Consider the following 17,058-nt stretch of genomic DNA (forward strand, 5'->3'; position numbering starts at 1 on the left):
TGAAGTCATGAATCAAATGAGCTGTGCCGCTGTCCCCGCATTTGCTGCAATTATGTCGCCTTCGTCCCAAAATAACAAAGAACAAATGACGATCGCCGGCCCCGCGAAGATTTCCCATCATCAAACTAGAGGTTGTTATGTCCAACGCAGTAAACATGGGTTCTACCCAGGGGGCCGCATACGTAGTCTCCTTTGAAAATCTTCGCATGACGGATGTCGAGTCCGTCGGCGGCAAGAACGCGTCGCTGGGTGAAATGATCAGCCAGCTGGCCGGTGCCGGAGTCCGCGTGCCAAGTGGCTTTGCCACGACCGCACAGGCTTTCCGCGACTTTCTGGAACACAGTGCGAATGGCGGCGCAACGCTGGCTCAACGCATTGCAGATCGTCTCGTTACGCTGGACATCGAAGATGTGCGTGCGCTGGCGCAAGCCGGTGCTGAGATTCGTCAATGGATTATCGACACGCCTTTCCAGCCCGCGCTGGAACAGCAGATCAAATCCTTCTACGACAAACTGGTTGCCGACTCCACCGCGGAGATGTCTTTCGCCGTACGTTCGTCTGCGACCGCGGAAGATTTGCCTGACGCGTCCTTCGCTGGTCAGCAGGAAACCTTCCTCAACGTGGTCGGCATCGACAACGTGCTCGAAGCGATGAAGCACGTGTTCGCCTCGCTGTACAACGACCGCGCGATCTCGTATCGCGTCCACAAGGGCTTCACCCATGCCGAAGTCGCGTTGTCGGCCGGCGTGCAACGCATGGTGCGCTCCGACGTCGGCGCTGCCGGCGTGATGTTCACCATCGACACCGAATCGGGCTTCAAGGATGTGGTCTTCATCACTTCCAGCTACGGCCTGGGCGAAACGGTGGTGCAGGGCGCAGTCAATCCGGACGAGTTCTACGTGCACAAGCCGATGCTCGAACAAGGCAAGCTGCCAATCATTCGCCGCAACATCGGCTCCAAGCTGATAAAGATGGAATTCACCGGCGAAGCCAAAGCCGGCCGCTCGGTCAAGACGGTCGACGTGCCGGTCGAAATGCGCAACCGCTATTCGCTGAACGACGCCGAAATCGTCGAGCTGGCCAAATACGCCGCCATCATCGAGAAGCACTACGAACGTCCGATGGACATCGAATGGGGCAAGGACGGCCGTGACGGCAAGCTGTACATCCTGCAGGCGCGTCCGGAAACCGTGAAGTCGCAGCAAAAGGCGACCGACGCACAGCAACGTTTCAAACTCAAGGGTTCCAGCGCCGTGTTGGCAACCGGTCGCGCCATCGGTCAGAAGATCGGCGCCGGTCCGGTGCGCGTGATTCGCGATGCCGCCGAAATGGAACGCGTGCAGCCGGGCGACGTGCTGGTTGCCGATATGACCGACCCGAACTGGGAGCCGGTCATGAAGCGCGCTGCGGCGATCGTCACCAATCGCGGCGGCCGCACCTGTCACGCGGCGATCATCGCGCGTGAACTGGGCGTGCCGGCAGTGGTCGGTTGCGGCGACGCCACCGACATGCTCAAGGATGGCACGCTGGTCACCGTTTCCTGCGCCGAAGGCGACGAAGGCAAGATCTACGACGGCCTGCTGGAAACCGAAATCACCGAAGTCGCACGCGGCGAATTGCCGTCGATTCCGTTGAAGATCATGATGAACGTCGGCAACCCGCAACTGGCTTTCGACTTCCAGTCGATTCCCAACGGCGGCGTTGGTCTGGCGCGCCTGGAATTCATCATCAACAACAACATCGGCGTGCATCCAAGGGCGATCCTGGAATACCCCAATATCGACGCTGACCTGAAGAAGGCCGTCGAATCCGTCGCCCGTGGCCATGCCTCGCCGAAGGCCTTCTACGTCGACAAGCTGGCCGAAGGCATCGCCACCATTGCGGCGGCATTCTGGCCCAAGCCGGTCATCGTGCGCCTGTCCGACTTCAAGTCGAACGAGTACAAGAAGCTGATCGGCGGTTCGCGCTATGAACCGGACGAAGAAAACCCGATGCTGGGCTTCCGCGGCGCCGCGCGTTACCTGTCGGCAGATTTTGCCGAAGCGTTCGAAATGGAATGCCAGGCCATGAAGCGCGTGCGTAACGACATGGGTCTGACCAACGTCGAGATCATGGTGCCGTTCGTCCGTACCCTGGGCCAGGCGGAAAAGGTCATCGGCCTGCTCGGCAAGAACGGCCTCAAACGCGGCGAGAACGGCCTGCGCGTCATCATGATGTGCGAAGTGCCTTCCAACGCGATTCTGGCGGAGCAGTTCCTCGAGCACTTCGACGGCTTCTCGATCGGTTCCAACGATCTGACCCAGCTGACCCTGGGCCTGGACCGCGACTCCGGCATGGAATTGCTGGCAGCCGATTTCGACGAACGCGATCCGGCGTTGCAAGCCTTGCTGACCAAGGTCATCTCGACTTGCCTGGCCAAGGGCAAGTACGTCGGCATCTGCGGTCAGGGTCCTTCGGACCATCCGGATTTTGCGGAATGGCTGATGAAGCAGGGTATTGAATCGATTTCCCTGAATCCTGATTCCGTGATCGATACCTGGCAGAAACTGGCCACGAGCGTTGCCGGCAAGTAGGCAAGCGTCGTTACTCCGGTCTCACAAAAACGCGGGCCTCGGGTCCGCGTTTTTGTTTTTGGGAATAGACTGTTAAAGTCTTGCCGGTAAGCGGTTCCGTAGCAGTCTCTCGCACCCTCTCTGAAAAGGAACAAGGACATGATGGACTGGGCGATATGGTTTGTATTGGCCGGTGTGGCAATCGGGGTGGAACTCTTCACCGGCACGTTCTATCTGCTGATGATTGCGATCGGTCTGGGCGCCGGCGGCGTTGCCGCGCTGCTGGGCGGAAAACTGGAATGGCAACTGCTGCTGGCGGCGGCAATCGGCTTTGCCGCCATCGGCGCATTGCGACGCAGCCGCTTCGGCCGGATGGGCAAGGAAAACGCAGCGCGCGACCCGAACGTCATCCTCGACATCGGCCAGAGCGTACAGGTCGATCACTGGAACGACCTCGACGGCACCCACACTGCGCGCATCCGCTATCGCGGCGCCGAGTGGGACGTCGAACTCGCAGCGGGTAGCCCCGTGCAGGCAGGACAATTCGTCATCCGGGAAGTTCGAGGCAGCCGCCTGATCGTCTCTCATCATTAGGAGAATCATCATGTTCGGAAGCGTGACGCTGGTCATTTTTTTCATTGCTATCATCTTCGTCATCAAGACCGTCAAAGTCGTGCCGCAACAGCATGCCTGGGTGGTCGAGCGCCTCGGTAAATATCACGCGACTCTCGGGCCGGGCCTGAACATCGTGGTGCCGTTCATCGACCGCGTCGCTTACAAGCACGTCCTCAAGGAAATCCCGCTCGACGTACCGCCGCAAGTCTGCATCACGCGCGACAACACGCAGCTGCAGGTCGACGGCATCCTGTATTTTCAGATCACCGATCCGATGCGCGCATCCTATGGCTCGTCGAACTACATCGCGGCGATCACTCAACTGGCGCAAACCACCCTGCGTTCCGTGATCGGCAAGATGGAGCTCGACAAGACCTTCGAAGAACGCGACCACATCAACACCGCCATCGTCAGCGCCATCGACGAGTCCGCCGCGAACTGGGGCGTGAAGGTGCTGCGTTACGAAATCAAGGACCTGACGCCGCCCAAGGAAATCCTCCACGCCATGCAGGCGCAGATCACCGCCGAGCGGGAAAAGCGTGCGCTGATTGCCGCTTCCGAAGGCCGCAAGCAGGAGCAGATCAACATCGCCAGCGGCGAACGGGAAGCCTCCATCGCCAAGTCGGAAGGTGAGAAGCAGGCCTCGATCAACCGTGCCGAAGGCCAGGCCGCCGCCATCATCGCCATCGCCAACGCCAGTGCCGAAGCACTGCGCAAGACGGCGGCGGCGATCCAATCACCGGGTGGCGAAGAAGCGGTCAACCTGAAAGTGGCGGAACAGTATGTCGCAGCGTTTTCGCAACTGGCCAAGACCAATAATTCGATCATCGTGCCGGCCAACCTGAGTGACATGAGCACGCTGATTGCCAGCGCGCTGCAAGTGGTGAAAGCACAGGGAAAATAAGCAACGGCGACGCACGAATCATGAAAGCCTGAGGAGAAATCTTCAGGCTTTTTTACGACCGTTGCGATTAAATCGGACCAGCGCAATCAGACTGCGGTCCGGTGCGGCGCAACGTTTTTCTGATGGTCGGCGGCTACGCAGTGTTTCCGCTCTCGATCGCATCGTAAGGCAGAATGATCTCCACGCACAGGCCGCCATCGACGCGGTTGAAGGCGCAGATGCGGCCGCCGTGCGCTTCAACGATGCGGCGCGCGATGGTCAGGCCGAGGCCGTAGCCGTTGCTGTTTTTCCGGGTGCGGCTGCTGCGGAAGAAGGGTTCGAAGATCAGCTGCAATTCTTCTTCCGGCACGCCCGGGCCGTGGTCGACGACCGACACCAGCAGCGACTGCCTGTCCTTGTCAACCTGGGTATTGATCGCGACCGTGGTGTCGACGGCGGTTTGTTTGACGGCATTGCGAACGACGTTCTCGATGGCGCGGTGGAGCAGTTCTGCGCCGCCTGTGATCACGACGTCGCAGCGTACCATTCCTTCGATGTGACGATTCACTGCTTCAGCCTCGAAACGGGCGTCGTCGATGATTTCGGTCAGCAGATCTTCCATGCGGATGTGGTCTTCCATGGCGCCGGTAACGCCCGCTTCCAGTCGCGACAGCGTCAGCAGTTCGCCCACCAGCTTGTCCATGCGCACGCCTTCGCGTTCGATGCGCTCCAGCGTAGCGGCGGTTTTTTCCGGTTGCAGGCGCGCCAGTCCGATCGAAGCCTGCAGCCGCGCAATCGGCGAGCGCAGTTCATGCGAGACGTCGTGCAGCAAGCGGCGCTGGCTGTCCATCAAGGCGCGCAGCTTGTCGGTCATGCCGTCGAAATCGCGACCGAGATCGGCCAGTTCATCGTTGCGCTTGCCCATTTTCGGCGCCAGTCTGTCGTTCAGGTTGCCGGACGAGGCGCGTGCGAAGGCCGACTTGAGCAGGCGGATCGGCTGCGAGAAATACCAGGCCAGCAGCATGGCGAAGAACAGGCTGGCGACGGTCGCCACCAGCATCGGCATCATCGGGAAAAAGAACGGCGGTGGCGATTGCATGCGGCGCGAGCCGCGCTCTTCGTGCGGCGGGCCGCCGTATTCCGGATCGGCGGACGAAGGCAGGAACAGCAGATAGGTATGGCCGTCGGCGGCTTTGACTTCCTCGACCACACGGCGGCGGGTCTCGGTGCCGAGCAGGGTGCGTGCTTCTTCGATCAGGCGCGGATGGACTTCGCGGCCGAGCAGTTCATGCTGTTCTTCATCGACGGCATAGACATGATGGCGGTCGGCGTTGAGCACCAGTTTGCGCAATGCTTCGGTGCCGCCGTACTGCAGCGTGGCGGCGGCGGAGCGGATCATGAAGGCGGCGGGAGGGCTCTGGTCGAGGTCGCTGGTGCGGCGGTCGCGTTCGCGATTCTCCAGCGAAAACATGATGCCGACGCCGATCGTCGCCGTCAGCTGCGCCACCATGATGAAGAAAAAGAACTTCCAGAACAGCCGTCCCACCGCTATTCCTTGATGAACTGATACCCCAGGCGGTAAACAGTCTGGATGCAGGATTTGTCGCTGCCGAGGGTGGCGATTTTCTGGCGGATGCTGCTCAGGTGGACGTCGATGTTGCGGTCGAAGCGCGCCAGCGGACGGCCCAGGCCTTGTTCCGATAGATGTTGCTTGCTGACCGGTTTGCCGGCATTGCGGGCCAGCACTTCAAGCAGATTGAATTCACTGCTGGTCAGTTCCAGCGGCCGCCCGGACCAGGTGGCGCGGCGCTGCTCGGGCCACATCGACAGCGCGCCCACAGCCAGCGGCGAGTAGGGACTGTGGCCGGGATTGTCGATGACGGTGCGGCGCAATATGGCGCGCACGCGGGCGGTCAGCTCGCGCGGCGTGCACGGCTTGGGCACGTAATCGTCGGCGCCCAGTTCGAGGCCGATGATGCGATCGGTGTCGTCGCCCTTGGCGGTTAGCATGAGCACGGGAAGATTGCTCTTGGCGCGGATGCGGCGCAGGGTTTCCAGACCGTTCAGGCGCGGCATCATGACGTCCAGGACGACGATGGCGTACTGGCCGGAGAGGGCCTCGATGACGCCGCTTTCGCCGTCGTAGGCAACGTGTACTTCAAATTTTTCCTGCTCGAGATATTCCTTGAGCATGTCAACGAGTTCAATGTCGTCGTCTATCAGCAATACTTTGGACATCGTCGCCGGTTTCACTTTCTTTGATTTGCGGATGCTTCGGATTGCGCAATCATATGCGCAAAAGACCGCGGCACGGTACTACGGTAACGGCTGGCGCCGGTATCTTTACAATCTTTTACCCTGCTTTTTCCCGGACGCAATAGCAGGCCAGACAAGGAAAATTGCCGTTTTGAAAATGCACGGCCAGTCACAGCCTTGCAGGAAGAGGGAGATGGGATGCCGACCGGAATTTACCCGGTTTTACATGCGGACGGCGGCTTTTGCATCGGGCTATGGCCGATACTGCGGCCTTGTTGATACATGCCGCCAACACTTTCACGGTTTTTGTTGCCGGGTGAAAATGACGGTAAATAACAGGCCGCATCGCGCGGGGAGATAATGTGCGCGACATAGATGAGACGGACTTGAACCATGTTGCATGAAAAGCTTTTGCAAGACCCCGGTCACCTGCAGGAACTGATGACGCTGTTGACGCAGAGCATCGCCGCCGACCTGGCCGGACGGCCGGATGAAGCGCTCGATATCATCGGACAGGCGATCGCGCTGGACCCTGCCTTCATGCCGGCGCTGATGCGTCGCGCCGACCTGTTGATGGCGCAGGAGCGCTACGCCGAAGCGATCGCCGCCTACGACGATTGCCTGCAGCGCTTTCCGACGCTGGAAGAAGCCGGACAGTCGCGCCATCGCGCCATGATCCTGGCGCTGGATCACTGCCAGATCATGCTGGAGGAGCGGCCGCATGAAGCCGGTCTGCTGTGCGAGCAGGCAGCGTTGCTGGAGCGGCTCGGACGCTTCGATGAGGCGCTGGCCAGCCTGGACCGCGCGTTGGAATATGCGCCGACGCACCAGCAGGCGCTGAATCAACGCGGCAATGTGCTGCTGCACCTCAATCGCCACGAAGAAGCCGTACTGTGCTACGACCGCATCCTGGCGCAATCGGCTGCCGATGCCGCGGCGATTTTCAATCGCGGCAACGTGCTGCAAAAAATGAATTGCATCAACCAGGCGCTGTGGTGTTACGAGCAAGCGCTCACCCTGCAACCGAACTTCCCTGAAGCGGAGATGGCGCAGAGCCATTGCCTGCTGCTGCAAGGCGACTTCGCCGGCGGCTGGCAGCATCACGAAGCACGCTGGCGCACGACACAGCTGCGCGGGCAAGGCCTGTTCCCGCATGAGCCGGCCTGGCTGGGCGAGCCGCCGCTGGCAGGGCGCAGCATCCTGTTATGGGCCGAGCAGGGACTGGGCGACACGATCCAGTTCGCGCGCTACATTCCCCTGATTGCCGACATGGCGGCGCAGGTGACGGTGTGCGTGCCGGAGACCTTGCGACGGTTGCTCGCTTCGCTGACCGCCTTGCCCAATGTCACGCTGGTCAGCAACGACAAGGCGCTGACGCCGCACGATTTCCATTGTCCGCTGATGAGTTTGCCGCTGGCGCTGAGCTGGACGCTGGCAACGATTCCGGCAGGGGTGCCGTATCTGCACGCGGACGCCGAACTCAAGCAGCAATGGTCGGCCGTGCTGGGACCGGCGCCGCGCTTGCGGGTCGGACTGGCCTGGGCCGGGCGGCAACACGGCGAGCTCAATCACACGCGCGACATCCCCTTGAGTCATCTGCGCCCGCTGGCGGAGGTCGAGGTGGAATTGGTGAGCCTGCAGCAGCAGATTCCCGCCGGCGACCAGGCCGAACTGGCGCAGTGGCAACGCATGCACCGGCTGGAAGCGGCCATGACCGACATGGCGGAGACCGCAGCGCTGATCGATAACCTTGATCTGGTGATCAGCGCGGATACGGCCGTGATCCATCTGGCCGGCGCGCTGGGTAAACCGGCCTGGCTGCTGCTGCGCTATGAAAGTGAATGGCGCTGGGGCTGGCAGACCGGCAGCTCGCGCTGGTATCCGACGGTGAAGGTATTCCGCCAGCAGCATCGCGGCGATTGGTCGGGCGTGGTGGAAGAAGTGGCGGAGTGTCTGCGGCTGGCGGCGGACAGGTAGGAAGCTCCTGGAACCCGGTCTCGCGACGGACCGGAAACAGGTTCTTAACGGCGGTGGGTTTTCATGGCAGCCTGGATCTCACGCTGGCTGTCGCGTTGCTTCTCGGTCTCGCGCTTGTCGTGCTGTTTCTTGCCCTTGGCCAGGCCGATTTCGCATTTGATGCGGCCTTTGCTGAAATGCAGGTTCAGCGGCATCAGCGTGTAACCCGAACGCTCCACCTTGCCGATCAGCTTGTCGATCTCGGAGGCGTTGAGCAGCAGCTTGCGGGTGCGCGTGGTTTCAGGATGGACGTGCGTGGACGTGCTGGTCAGGGCGCTGATGTGCGCACCGAACAAAAAGATCTCGCCGTTGCGGATCGTGACGTAGGCTTCCTTGATCTGCGCCTTGCCGGCTCGGATGGCCTTGACTTCCCATCCTTCCAGGACGATCCCGGCTTCGAAGCGCTCCTCGACGAAGTAATCGAAAAATGCTTTTTTATTATCAACAATACTCATCTGGTCGGAAAATCCGTGGTCTCGGTTAAAATTTCAACTTTGCGATTTTATCAAACGGACCACCTTTCATGGCAGTCGTACATAAAACAGTCCTGATCAATTACAGCGCGGAGCAGATGTTCAAGCTGGTCGACCGCGTCGAAGACTATCCCGAATTCCTGCCCTGGTGCGGCGGCGTCGAGGTCGACGAGCGCCAAGGCGACAAGCTCAAGGCCAAGCTGAAGATCAATTATCACGGCCTCAAGCAATCCTTCACCACCGAAAACACCAACACGCCGCCGAGCAGCATGACCATGCATCTGGTGGAGGGGCCGTTCAAGCATTTCGAAGCCCGCTGGAACTTCAAGGCGCTGCGCGAGGATGCCTGCAAGATCGAATTCGACATGCAGTACGAATTCTCGAGCCGCATCCTGGAATCGGTGATCGGGCCCGTGTTCAGCATGATTGCCAACAGTTTCGTCGACTCTTTCTGCAAGCGTGCAGAACAGATATATGGCTGAAACGGCGCAATTGCAAGTCGAGATCTGCTATGCCGCGCCGGACTTGCAGATCCGCAAGCCGGTGCGCGTCGACGCTGGCGCCACCGTGCAGCATGCCATCATGCAAAGTGGCGTAATGCGCGAGTGTACAGCAATCGACCTGACGGTCTGCCGCGTTGGCATCTACGGCAAGCTCAAGACGCTCGACACGGTGCTGCGCGACCAGGACCGGATAGAAATCTACCGTCCGCTTATCGCCGACCCCATGGATTCGCGCCGCCGCCGGGTGGCGAAGAAGCGCTGAAGCAGCCCGACGCAGGGCGGTGCGGCAAATATGCTGCACATTTCACGGAAAAATCAAGGTCGGCGCGACGAGTGCAAAAGTTTTCTGTATAATTCGCTTTTGCGCCTATAGGAAATGCTATGCGTCTTCTCCAAAAAGCACTCACATTCGATGACGTGCTCCTCGTTCCGGCCTACTCGGACATCCTCCCTAAAGATACTTCCCTTGCCACGCGTCTGACACGCAACATTCGCCTGAACATTCCGCTTATTTCCGCGGCAATGGACACCGTGACTGAAGCACGTCTGGCTATTGCCATTGCGCAAGAGGGCGGCATCGGCATTGTCCACAAGAACCTCACACCGAAGGAACAGGCGCGCGAAGTTTCCAAGGTCAAGCGTTTTGAATCCGGCGTGGTGCGCGATCCGATCACGATCCCGCCCACCATGAAGATCCGCGAAGTCATCGCCCTGTCCGAATTGCACGGCATCAGCGGCTTTCCGGTGGTCGAGGGCAGCAGCCTGGTCGGCGTGATCACCAACCGCGACCTGCGTTTTGAAGAAGACCTCGACGCCGAAGTCCGCGCCAAGATGACGCCACGCGACAAACTGGTCTACGTCAAGGACGGCGCCGGCCTGGAAGAAGCCAAGCGCCTGATGAACAAGCACCGTCTCGAGCGTGTGATGGTCATCAACGACAACTTCGAATTGCGCGGCCTGATCACCGTCAAGGATATTCAAAAATCTACCGCTCACCCGTTTGCCAGTAAGGACGATCAAGGCAAATTGCGCGTCGGCGCGGCCGTCGGCGTCGGTCCTGACAATGACGAGCGCATCGAACTGCTGGTTGCCGCAGGCGTTGACGTGCTGGTGGTCGACACCGCCCACGGCCACTCGGCGGGCGTGCTCAACCGCGTCAAGTGGGTCAAGACCCGCTACCCGCATGTGGAAGTGATCGGCGGCAACATCGCTACCGGCGCAGCAGCCAAGGCGCTGGTCGAACACGGTGCGGATGCGGTCAAGGTAGGTATCGGCCCAGGCTCGATCTGCACCACCCGTATCGTTGCAGGCGTCGGCGTGCCGCAAATCTCGGCCATTGCCAACGTCGCCAAGGCGCTCGAAGGCACCGGCGTGCCGGTCATCGCCGACGGCGGCATCCGCTTCTCCGGCGATGTCTCCAAGGCGTTGGCGGCAGGCGCTTCCAGCGTGATGATGGGAAGCATGTTCGCCGGCACCGAAGAAGCGCCGGGCGAAGTGATCCTGTTCCAGGGCCGCAGCTACAAGTCGTATCGCGGCATGGGCAGCGTCGGCGCCATGACCGACGGTTCGGCTGACCGCTATTTCCAGGACGGCGAAAACAACGCGGAGAAACTGGTGCCGGAAGGCATCGAAGGCCGAGTCGCCTACAAGGGCAGCGTGCTGGCGATCCTGTATCAACTGGTTGGCGGCGTGCGTTCCTCGATGGGCTATTGCGGTTGCGCCACCATCGATGAATTCCGCGAAAAAGCCGAGTTCGTCGAGATCACTTCGGCGGGCATGCGCGAGTCGCATGTCCACGATGTGCAGATCACCAAGGAAGCTCCTAACTACCGCGCCGACTAAGCAAGGTAAGGATAGAGACAAAAAGGCCGCGCTCCTTTTCGAGTTGCGGCCTTTTGACTTATTTTTGCCGCTGAAATAATTTCAAACTTGCCTACCATCACAGCCATGCATTCAAAAATTCTGATCATCGATTTCGGTTCCCAGGTCACTCAGCTGATCGCTCGCCGCGTGCGCGAAGCCGGCGTGTTTTCCGAAGTTTTTCCCCACGACGTGAGCGACGAATTCGTGCGCAACTACGGCGCCTCCGGCGTGATCCTGTCGGGCGGCCCGAATAGCGTGACCGAAGGCGATACGCCGCGCGCGCCGTTTGCGGTGTTTGAGCTGGGCGTGCCGGTGCTGGGCATCTGCTACGGCATGCAAACCATGGCAGAGCAACTTGGCGGCAAGGTGGAAAACGGTACGTTGCGCGAATTCGGTTACGCCGAAGTGCGCGCGCATGGTCACACCGCGCTGCTGAAGGATATCGCCGACTTCACCACGGCCGACGGCCATGGCATGCTGAAGGTCTGGATGAGCCATGGTGACAAGGTCAACGAAATGCCGCACGGCTTCAAGCTGATGGCCTCGACCGGCAACTGTCCGGTGGCCGGCATGGCCGACGAAGAGCGCCGCTTCTACGCGGTGCAGTTCCATCCCGAAGTCACGCACACGCTGCAAGGCAAGGCCTTGCTGGGCCGTTTCGTGCACGACATCTGCGGTTGCAAATCGGACTGGAACATGCCCGACTACATCGCCGAAGCGGTCGCGTCGATCCGCCAGCAAGTGGGCGACGATGAAGTGATCCTCGGCCTGTCCGGCGGCGTCGACAGCAGCGTAGCGGCAGCGCTGATCCATCGCGCCATCGGCGACAAGCTGACCTGCGTATTCGTCGACCACGGCCTGCTGCGCCTGGATGAAGGCAAGATGGTCATGGAGATGTTCGGCAAGAACCTCGGCGTCAAGGTCATCCACGTTGATGCCACCGATCAGTTCATGGGCCACCTGGCCGGCGTGACCGATCCGGAAGCCAAGCGCAAGATCATCGGCCGCGAATTCGTCGAAGTGTTCCAGGCCGAATCAGGCAAGCTGAAGAACGCCAAATGGCTGGCGCAAGGCACGATCTATCCGGACGTCATCGAAAGCGCCGGCAAGGGCAAGAAGGGCGCTCACACCATCAAGAGCCACCACAACGTCGGCGGCCTGCCGGAAACATTGAATCTGAAGCTGCTGGAGCCGCTGCGCGAACTGTTCAAGGACGAAGTGCGCGAACTGGGCGCGGCGCTCGGCCTGCCGCACGAGATGGTGTACCGCCATCCATTCCCGGGCCCGGGCCTGGGTGTGCGCATCCTCGGCGAAGTGAAGAAGGAATTCGCCGATCTGCTGCGCCGCGCCGATGCAATTTTCATCGAAGAACTGCGCAACACCAAGGATGCAGACGGCCGGAGCTGGTACGAAAAGACCAGCCAGGCGTTCGCCGTGTTCCTGCCGGTGAAATCGGTGGGCGTGATGGGCGATGGCCGCACCTACGAGTACGTAGTGGCGCTCCGCGCCGTGCAGACGCAGGACTTCATGACCGCACACTGGGCGCATCTGCCGCACGAGTTGCTGGGCCACGTGTCCAACCGCATCATCAACGAAGTGCGCGGCATCAACCGCGTGGTCTACGACATCTCGGGCAAGCCGCCTGCCACAATTGAGTGGGAATAAAATTTCTCGGGAAATTTTGTTCAGTAGTTGATTGACTATCAAAGCCCTGTTCCGACAGGGCTTTATCTTTCGGGTATCGGCGTGGCGGCGGAGAATGGCAGCCACATCATTTTCAGCATCATTTTTAGAGCTCTCCCATGGAAATCAAGGTCAACTTCCTCGACAAGCTGCGTCTCGAAGCCAAGTTCGACGACTTCACGGTCATCGCCGACCAGCCCATCCGCTACAAGGGCGACGGCTCTGCGCCTGGTCCCTTCGACTACTTCTTGGCGTCGTCGGCCTTGTGCGCAGCTTACTTCGTGAAGTTGTACTGCAACACGCGCAACATCTCCACCGAGAATATCCGCCTGTCGCAGAACAATATTGTCGATCCGGAAAATCGTTACAAGCAGATCTTCAAGATCCAGGTGGAGTTGCCCGCAGATATCGAGGAAGCGGACCGTCGCGGCATCCTGCGATCGATCGAGCGCTGTACGGTGAAGAAGGTGGTGCAGGAAGGTCCCGACTTCGTCATCGAAGAAGTCGAAAGCCTGGATGCCGATGCGCAATCCTTGCTGACCGTGAAGCCGGCCGCTGATGCCAGCACCTTTATCTTGGGCAAGGATCTGCCGCTGGAGCAGACCATCGCCAATATGTCGGGCCTTCTGGCCGGGTTGGGCATCAAGATCGAAATCGCGTCGTGGCGCAATATCATTCCCAATGTGTGGTCGTTGCATATCCGTGATGCGCATTCGCCGATGTGTTTCACCAACGGCAAGGGCGCGACCAAGGAAAGCGCGCTGGCTTCGGCGCTGGGCGAATACATCGAGCGGCTCAGCAACAACCATTTCTATGCCGGCGCATTCTGGGGCGAAGACATCGCCGACGCGGCGTTCGTGCACTATCCGAACGAGCGCTGGTTCAAGCCAGGGCGCAAGGATGCGCTGCCGAAAGAAATTCTGGATGACTATTGCCTGGATATCTACAACCCCGACGGCGAGTTGCGCGGCTCGCATCTGATCGACACCAACTCCGGCAATGTGGAACGCGGCATCTGCTCGCTGCCGTATGTGCGGCAGTCGGATGGCAAGGTGGTGTATTTTCCGTCCAACCTGATCGAAAACCTGTTCGTCAGCAACGGCATGAGCGCCGGCAATACGCTGGCTGAAGCGCAGGTGCAGTGCCTGTCCGAGATTTTCGAACGCGCGGTCAAGCGCGAAATCCTGGAGGGTGAAATCGCCTTGCCGGATGTGCCGCAGGAGGTGCTGGCGAAATATCCCGGCATCCTGGCCGGGATCAAGGGCCTGGAGGAGCAGGGCTTTCCGGTGCTGGTGAAGGATGCGTCGCTCGGCGGGACTTACCCGGTGATGTGCGTCACCCTGATGAATCCCCGCACCGGCGGCGTCTTCGCCTCGTTCGGCGCTCACCCGAGCTTCGAAGTGGCGCTGGAACGCAGCCTGACCGAGTTGCTTCAGGGACGCAGTTTCGAAGGCCTGAATGATTTGCCTCAGCCGACCTTCGAGAGTAACGCGGTAACTGAGCCGAACAATTTTGTGGAGCACTTCATCGACTCCAGCGGCATCGTGTCGTGGCGCTTTTTCAGCGCCAAAGCGGATTTTGAATTCGTCGAGTGGGATTTTTCCAGTCATGGCGAAAACGCTAATGCCGAAGAAGCCGCGACCTTGTTTGGCATTCTCAAGGACATGGGCAAAGAGACCTATGTGGCGGTATATGACCAGCTGGGCGCCGTGGCTTGCCGAATCCTGGTGCCCGGTTATTCCGAGGTGTATCCGGTCGAGGATCTGATCTGGGACAACACCAACAAGGCGCTGTTGTTTCGCGCCGATGTATTGAACCTGCATCGCCTGGATGATGCCGCCCTGGAAGCGCTGCTTGAGCGCCTGGAAAACAGCGAACTCGATGAGTATTCCGATATCGCGACGCTGATCGGTATCGAATTTGACGAGAACACGGTCTGGGGGCAATTGACGGTCCTCGAGCTGAAGCTGCTGATCCAGCTCGCCCTGCAGCAATTCGAGGAGGCGCAGGAGCTGGTGGGCGCCTTCCTGCAATACAACGACAACACGGTCGAACGCGGCTTGTTCTACCAGGCCCTGAAGGTGGTGCTGGAAGTGATGCTCGATGACGAGCTGGAGCTGGACGACTATGCGGTCAACTTCCGCCGCATGTTCGGCGACGCCCGCATGGATACGGTAATGGGTTCGGTCGACGGCAGTGTGCGTTTCTTCGGACTGACGCCGACGAGCATGCAACTGGAAGGTCTCGACAGGCACCATCGCCTGATCGACAGCTACCGGAAATTGCACAAGGCGCGGGCGAATGCGGCCGCTGCAGGTTAAGAGGGTGAGTCATGGCTGAGCAAGATCTGTTCGGAGACGTTCCTGCGCCTGCAGCGCGTCCCCGCGAGGCTCGCAAAACCCGCCCGCAGGCTGCACCGCCGCAGCACACCTGGTTCTTCGCCTTGCGTCCTGCGATCGCCGACGCGGCCCGTCTCGATGCGTTTGCCGAAAGCTTGCTGGCGTCCCATGGCGTCACCGGCAAACGTGTCGGAGTGGAGCGGCTGCATATCACGCTGGAACTGGTCGGGCACGACTCCGAGGCAAGCGTGGTGGAGGCGGCATGCCGCGCGGCAGACCTGCTTCGATTTCCTTCCATTGATGCGCGTTTCGACGCCGCAGTGACTTTCTCTGCGCCCAGCGGTCCATTCGTGCTGCTCGGAGGCGACGGGCTCAATGGCGTGCGCGAGTTGCGGACGGAGCTTGGCTGCGCGCTGGCGGAGCAGGGCTTCACGCCGTCGCGTTCGTATGAGCCGCACATGACCCTTTGTTACGATCCGCGCAACCGCGTGGAGCGTATCGCCATCGATCCCATCGGTTTTCAGATTGCCGAGTTTGCGCTCGTCAAAAGCCACATCGGACTGTCCCGGCACGAGGTGTTGCGGACGTGGCAGCTCACCGGCTGAACACGTCCTCCCGGCGCGGCTTGCCGCTCCAGTGGACCAGCGCAGCAACAAGTCCCAGCACGATGCCGAAGATCACGATGCCACTCCAGCCATAGCGCGTCATCAGCCAGCCGCTGATCACCACGCCGAGAGCGCCGCCGGAAAAGGTGGCGGTCATGTACAGGCTGTTGATGCGGCCTTGCGCTTTCGGATCGACCGCGAAGGCGCGGGTCTGGTTGGACACCAGTCCTGACTGCACGCCGATATCAAGCACGATCACCCCGATCACCAGCAACGCCAGCGAGGACTCCGCGCCAGCCAGCAGCAGGAAGGCGGCCGTCACGATGCCGATGCTGGCCGCCACCACGCTGCGCGGCCCGCGCTTGTCGGTGGCGCGGCCGCCCAGCGACGCAGCCAGGGCGCCGGCTGCGCCGATGATGCCGAAACCGCCGGCCCAAGCGCTGCCGAGGTGCCACGGCCCGTTCGCCAGCAGCGCCGCCAGATTGACCCAGAAGGCATTGAAGCAAGCCCACAGCAGCGCCTGCACTATCATCGATTCGCGAATCGGGCGGTGGTCGCGGGCCAGCGGCCACAGCGACGCCAGCAGGCGTCCGTAGGACAGGTTGGTGCTCGGTACGCCGCGCGGCAGCAGCATCGCAGCGGCGATCCAGACCGGGATCATGAACGCGGCTTCCACCCCGTACACCGCACGCCAGCCGTAGGCCGAGCCGACCACGCCGCTGATCGTGCGGCCAAGCAGGATGCCGACCATGATGCCGCTGACCACCGTGCCGACCGAACGTCCGCGATCGCCCGGCAGCGACATGACGGCCGCGAAGGGCACCAGTTGCTGCGGCACGCAACTGACGATGCCGAGTCCGAACGAAGCCGCGATCAGCGCCCAGATGCCGGGCGCCAACGCCGCCGCAGCGGCGAAAAGGAAAGCGCCGATGATCTGGCCGAGCACCAGCTTGCGCCGGTCGAAGCGGTCCCCGAGGGGCAGTAGCAGCGCCAGCCCGACGGCAAAGCCGAGCAGCGCCGCGCCGGCCACGAGGTCAACCGTCGCCAGGTTGACGTCCATGTCTGCGGCGATCAGTGGCAGGATGGGTTGGGTGCAATAGATGTTGGTGATCACTGCGCCGGCGATGATCGCCATCATCAGGATCTTGCTGCGCGACGCGGTCGCGGGCGTCGCGGGACTGGCGGATAGGTTTAGCTGGCCGTTCACGGCGTTCTCCTTGGAAAGGTGTCTGCGGAGTGCGGCAAAATGCCACATTCCGAGGCGGACACG

Annotated in this window: 14 protein-coding genes; 10 read left to right on the forward strand and 4 right to left on the reverse strand. The window is 60.8% G+C overall.

Annotation, left to right across the window (positions count from 1 at the left end):
* Positions 1–206 precede the first annotated feature (206 nt).
* The 3 genes from ppsA (at position 207) to F506_RS11760 (ending at position 4,071) form a co-directional block, all read left to right on the forward strand.
* A complete protein-coding gene (gene ppsA / locus F506_RS11750) occupies positions 207–2,573 on the forward strand; it encodes a phosphoenolpyruvate synthase (RefSeq protein WP_053197661.1) in 2,367 nt (788 codons plus the stop codon).
* A gap of 138 nt (positions 2,574–2,711) precedes the next feature.
* Entirely contained in the window at positions 2,712–3,146 is a 435-nt protein-coding gene (locus F506_RS11755; protein ID WP_053197663.1) for an NfeD family protein, read from the forward strand.
* A 10-nt stretch (positions 3,147–3,156) separates the two neighbouring features.
* The gene (locus F506_RS11760; protein WP_053197665.1) at positions 3,157–4,071 is read left to right on the forward strand and encodes an SPFH domain-containing protein; all 915 of its coding nucleotides are present in this window, start codon (positions 3,157–3,159) and stop codon (positions 4,069–4,071) included.
* A gap of 133 nt (positions 4,072–4,204) precedes the next feature.
* Here the strand turns inward: F506_RS11760 and F506_RS11765 are convergent, their stop codons facing one another.
* Entirely contained in the window at positions 4,205–5,596 is a 1,392-nt protein-coding gene (locus F506_RS11765) for an ATP-binding protein (RefSeq protein ID WP_053197667.1), read from the reverse strand.
* Between the two features lie 2 nt (positions 5,597–5,598).
* A complete protein-coding gene (locus F506_RS11770) occupies positions 5,599–6,288 on the reverse strand; it encodes a response regulator transcription factor (protein WP_053197670.1) in 690 nt (229 codons plus the stop codon).
* A gap of 411 nt (positions 6,289–6,699) precedes the next feature.
* Here F506_RS11770 and F506_RS11775 point away from each other — a divergent pair, with 411 nt between their 5' ends.
* On the forward strand, positions 6,700–8,283 hold the full coding sequence (locus F506_RS11775) for a tetratricopeptide repeat protein (protein WP_053197672.1): 1,584 nt from the start codon (positions 6,700–6,702) through the stop codon (positions 8,281–8,283).
* A 44-nt stretch (positions 8,284–8,327) separates the two neighbouring features.
* Here F506_RS11775 and smpB read toward each other — a convergent pair whose 3' ends face one another.
* A complete protein-coding gene (gene smpB / locus F506_RS11780) occupies positions 8,328–8,777 on the reverse strand; it encodes an SsrA-binding protein SmpB (RefSeq protein WP_016835449.1) in 450 nt (149 codons plus the stop codon).
* Positions 8,778–8,845: 68 nt separating this feature from the next.
* Here smpB and F506_RS11785 point away from each other — a divergent pair, with 68 nt between their 5' ends.
* The 6 genes from F506_RS11785 (at position 8,846) to F506_RS11810 (ending at position 15,788) form a co-directional block, all read left to right on the forward strand.
* Positions 8,846–9,277 carry a type II toxin-antitoxin system RatA family toxin gene (locus F506_RS11785; RefSeq protein ID WP_053197674.1) on the forward strand — a complete coding sequence of 144 codons (432 nt, stop codon included), beginning with the start codon at positions 8,846–8,848 and terminating at the stop codon, positions 9,275–9,277.
* Positions 9,270–9,560 (forward strand): RnfH family protein, encoded by a 291-nt coding sequence (locus F506_RS11790; RefSeq protein WP_053197676.1) that lies wholly within the window; start codon positions 9,270–9,272, stop codon positions 9,558–9,560. Before F506_RS11785 ends, F506_RS11790 begins: the two co-directional genes overlap by 8 nt.
* A 119-nt stretch (positions 9,561–9,679) precedes the next feature.
* Positions 9,680–11,140 (forward strand): IMP dehydrogenase, encoded by a 1,461-nt coding sequence (guaB, locus tag F506_RS11795; protein WP_053197678.1) that lies wholly within the window; start codon positions 9,680–9,682, stop codon positions 11,138–11,140.
* Positions 11,141–11,245: 105 nt separating this feature from the next.
* Positions 11,246–12,826, forward strand: a complete 1,581-nt coding sequence (gene guaA / locus F506_RS11800) for a glutamine-hydrolyzing GMP synthase (RefSeq protein ID WP_053197680.1) — start codon at positions 11,246–11,248, stop codon at positions 12,824–12,826.
* 137 nt (positions 12,827–12,963) lie between these two features.
* Positions 12,964–15,165 carry an OsmC domain/YcaO domain-containing protein gene (locus tag F506_RS11805; RefSeq protein WP_053197683.1) on the forward strand — a complete coding sequence of 734 codons (2,202 nt, stop codon included), beginning with the start codon at positions 12,964–12,966 and terminating at the stop codon, positions 15,163–15,165.
* Between the two features lie 11 nt (positions 15,166–15,176).
* Positions 15,177–15,788, forward strand: a complete 612-nt coding sequence (locus F506_RS11810; RefSeq protein WP_053197685.1) for a 2'-5' RNA ligase family protein — start codon at positions 15,177–15,179, stop codon at positions 15,786–15,788.
* On the opposite strand, the gene F506_RS11815 is transcribed toward F506_RS11810, so the two are convergent.
* A complete protein-coding gene (locus F506_RS11815; RefSeq protein ID WP_200907668.1) occupies positions 15,778–17,043 on the reverse strand; it encodes an MFS transporter in 1,266 nt (421 codons plus the stop codon). The genes F506_RS11810 and F506_RS11815 overlap by 11 nt on opposite strands.
* Positions 17,044–17,058 lie beyond the last annotated feature (15 nt).

It is taken from the genome of Herbaspirillum hiltneri N3, from assembly GCF_001267925.1.
GTDB lineage: Bacteria > Pseudomonadota > Gammaproteobacteria > Burkholderiales > Burkholderiaceae_D > Herbaspirillum > Herbaspirillum hiltneri.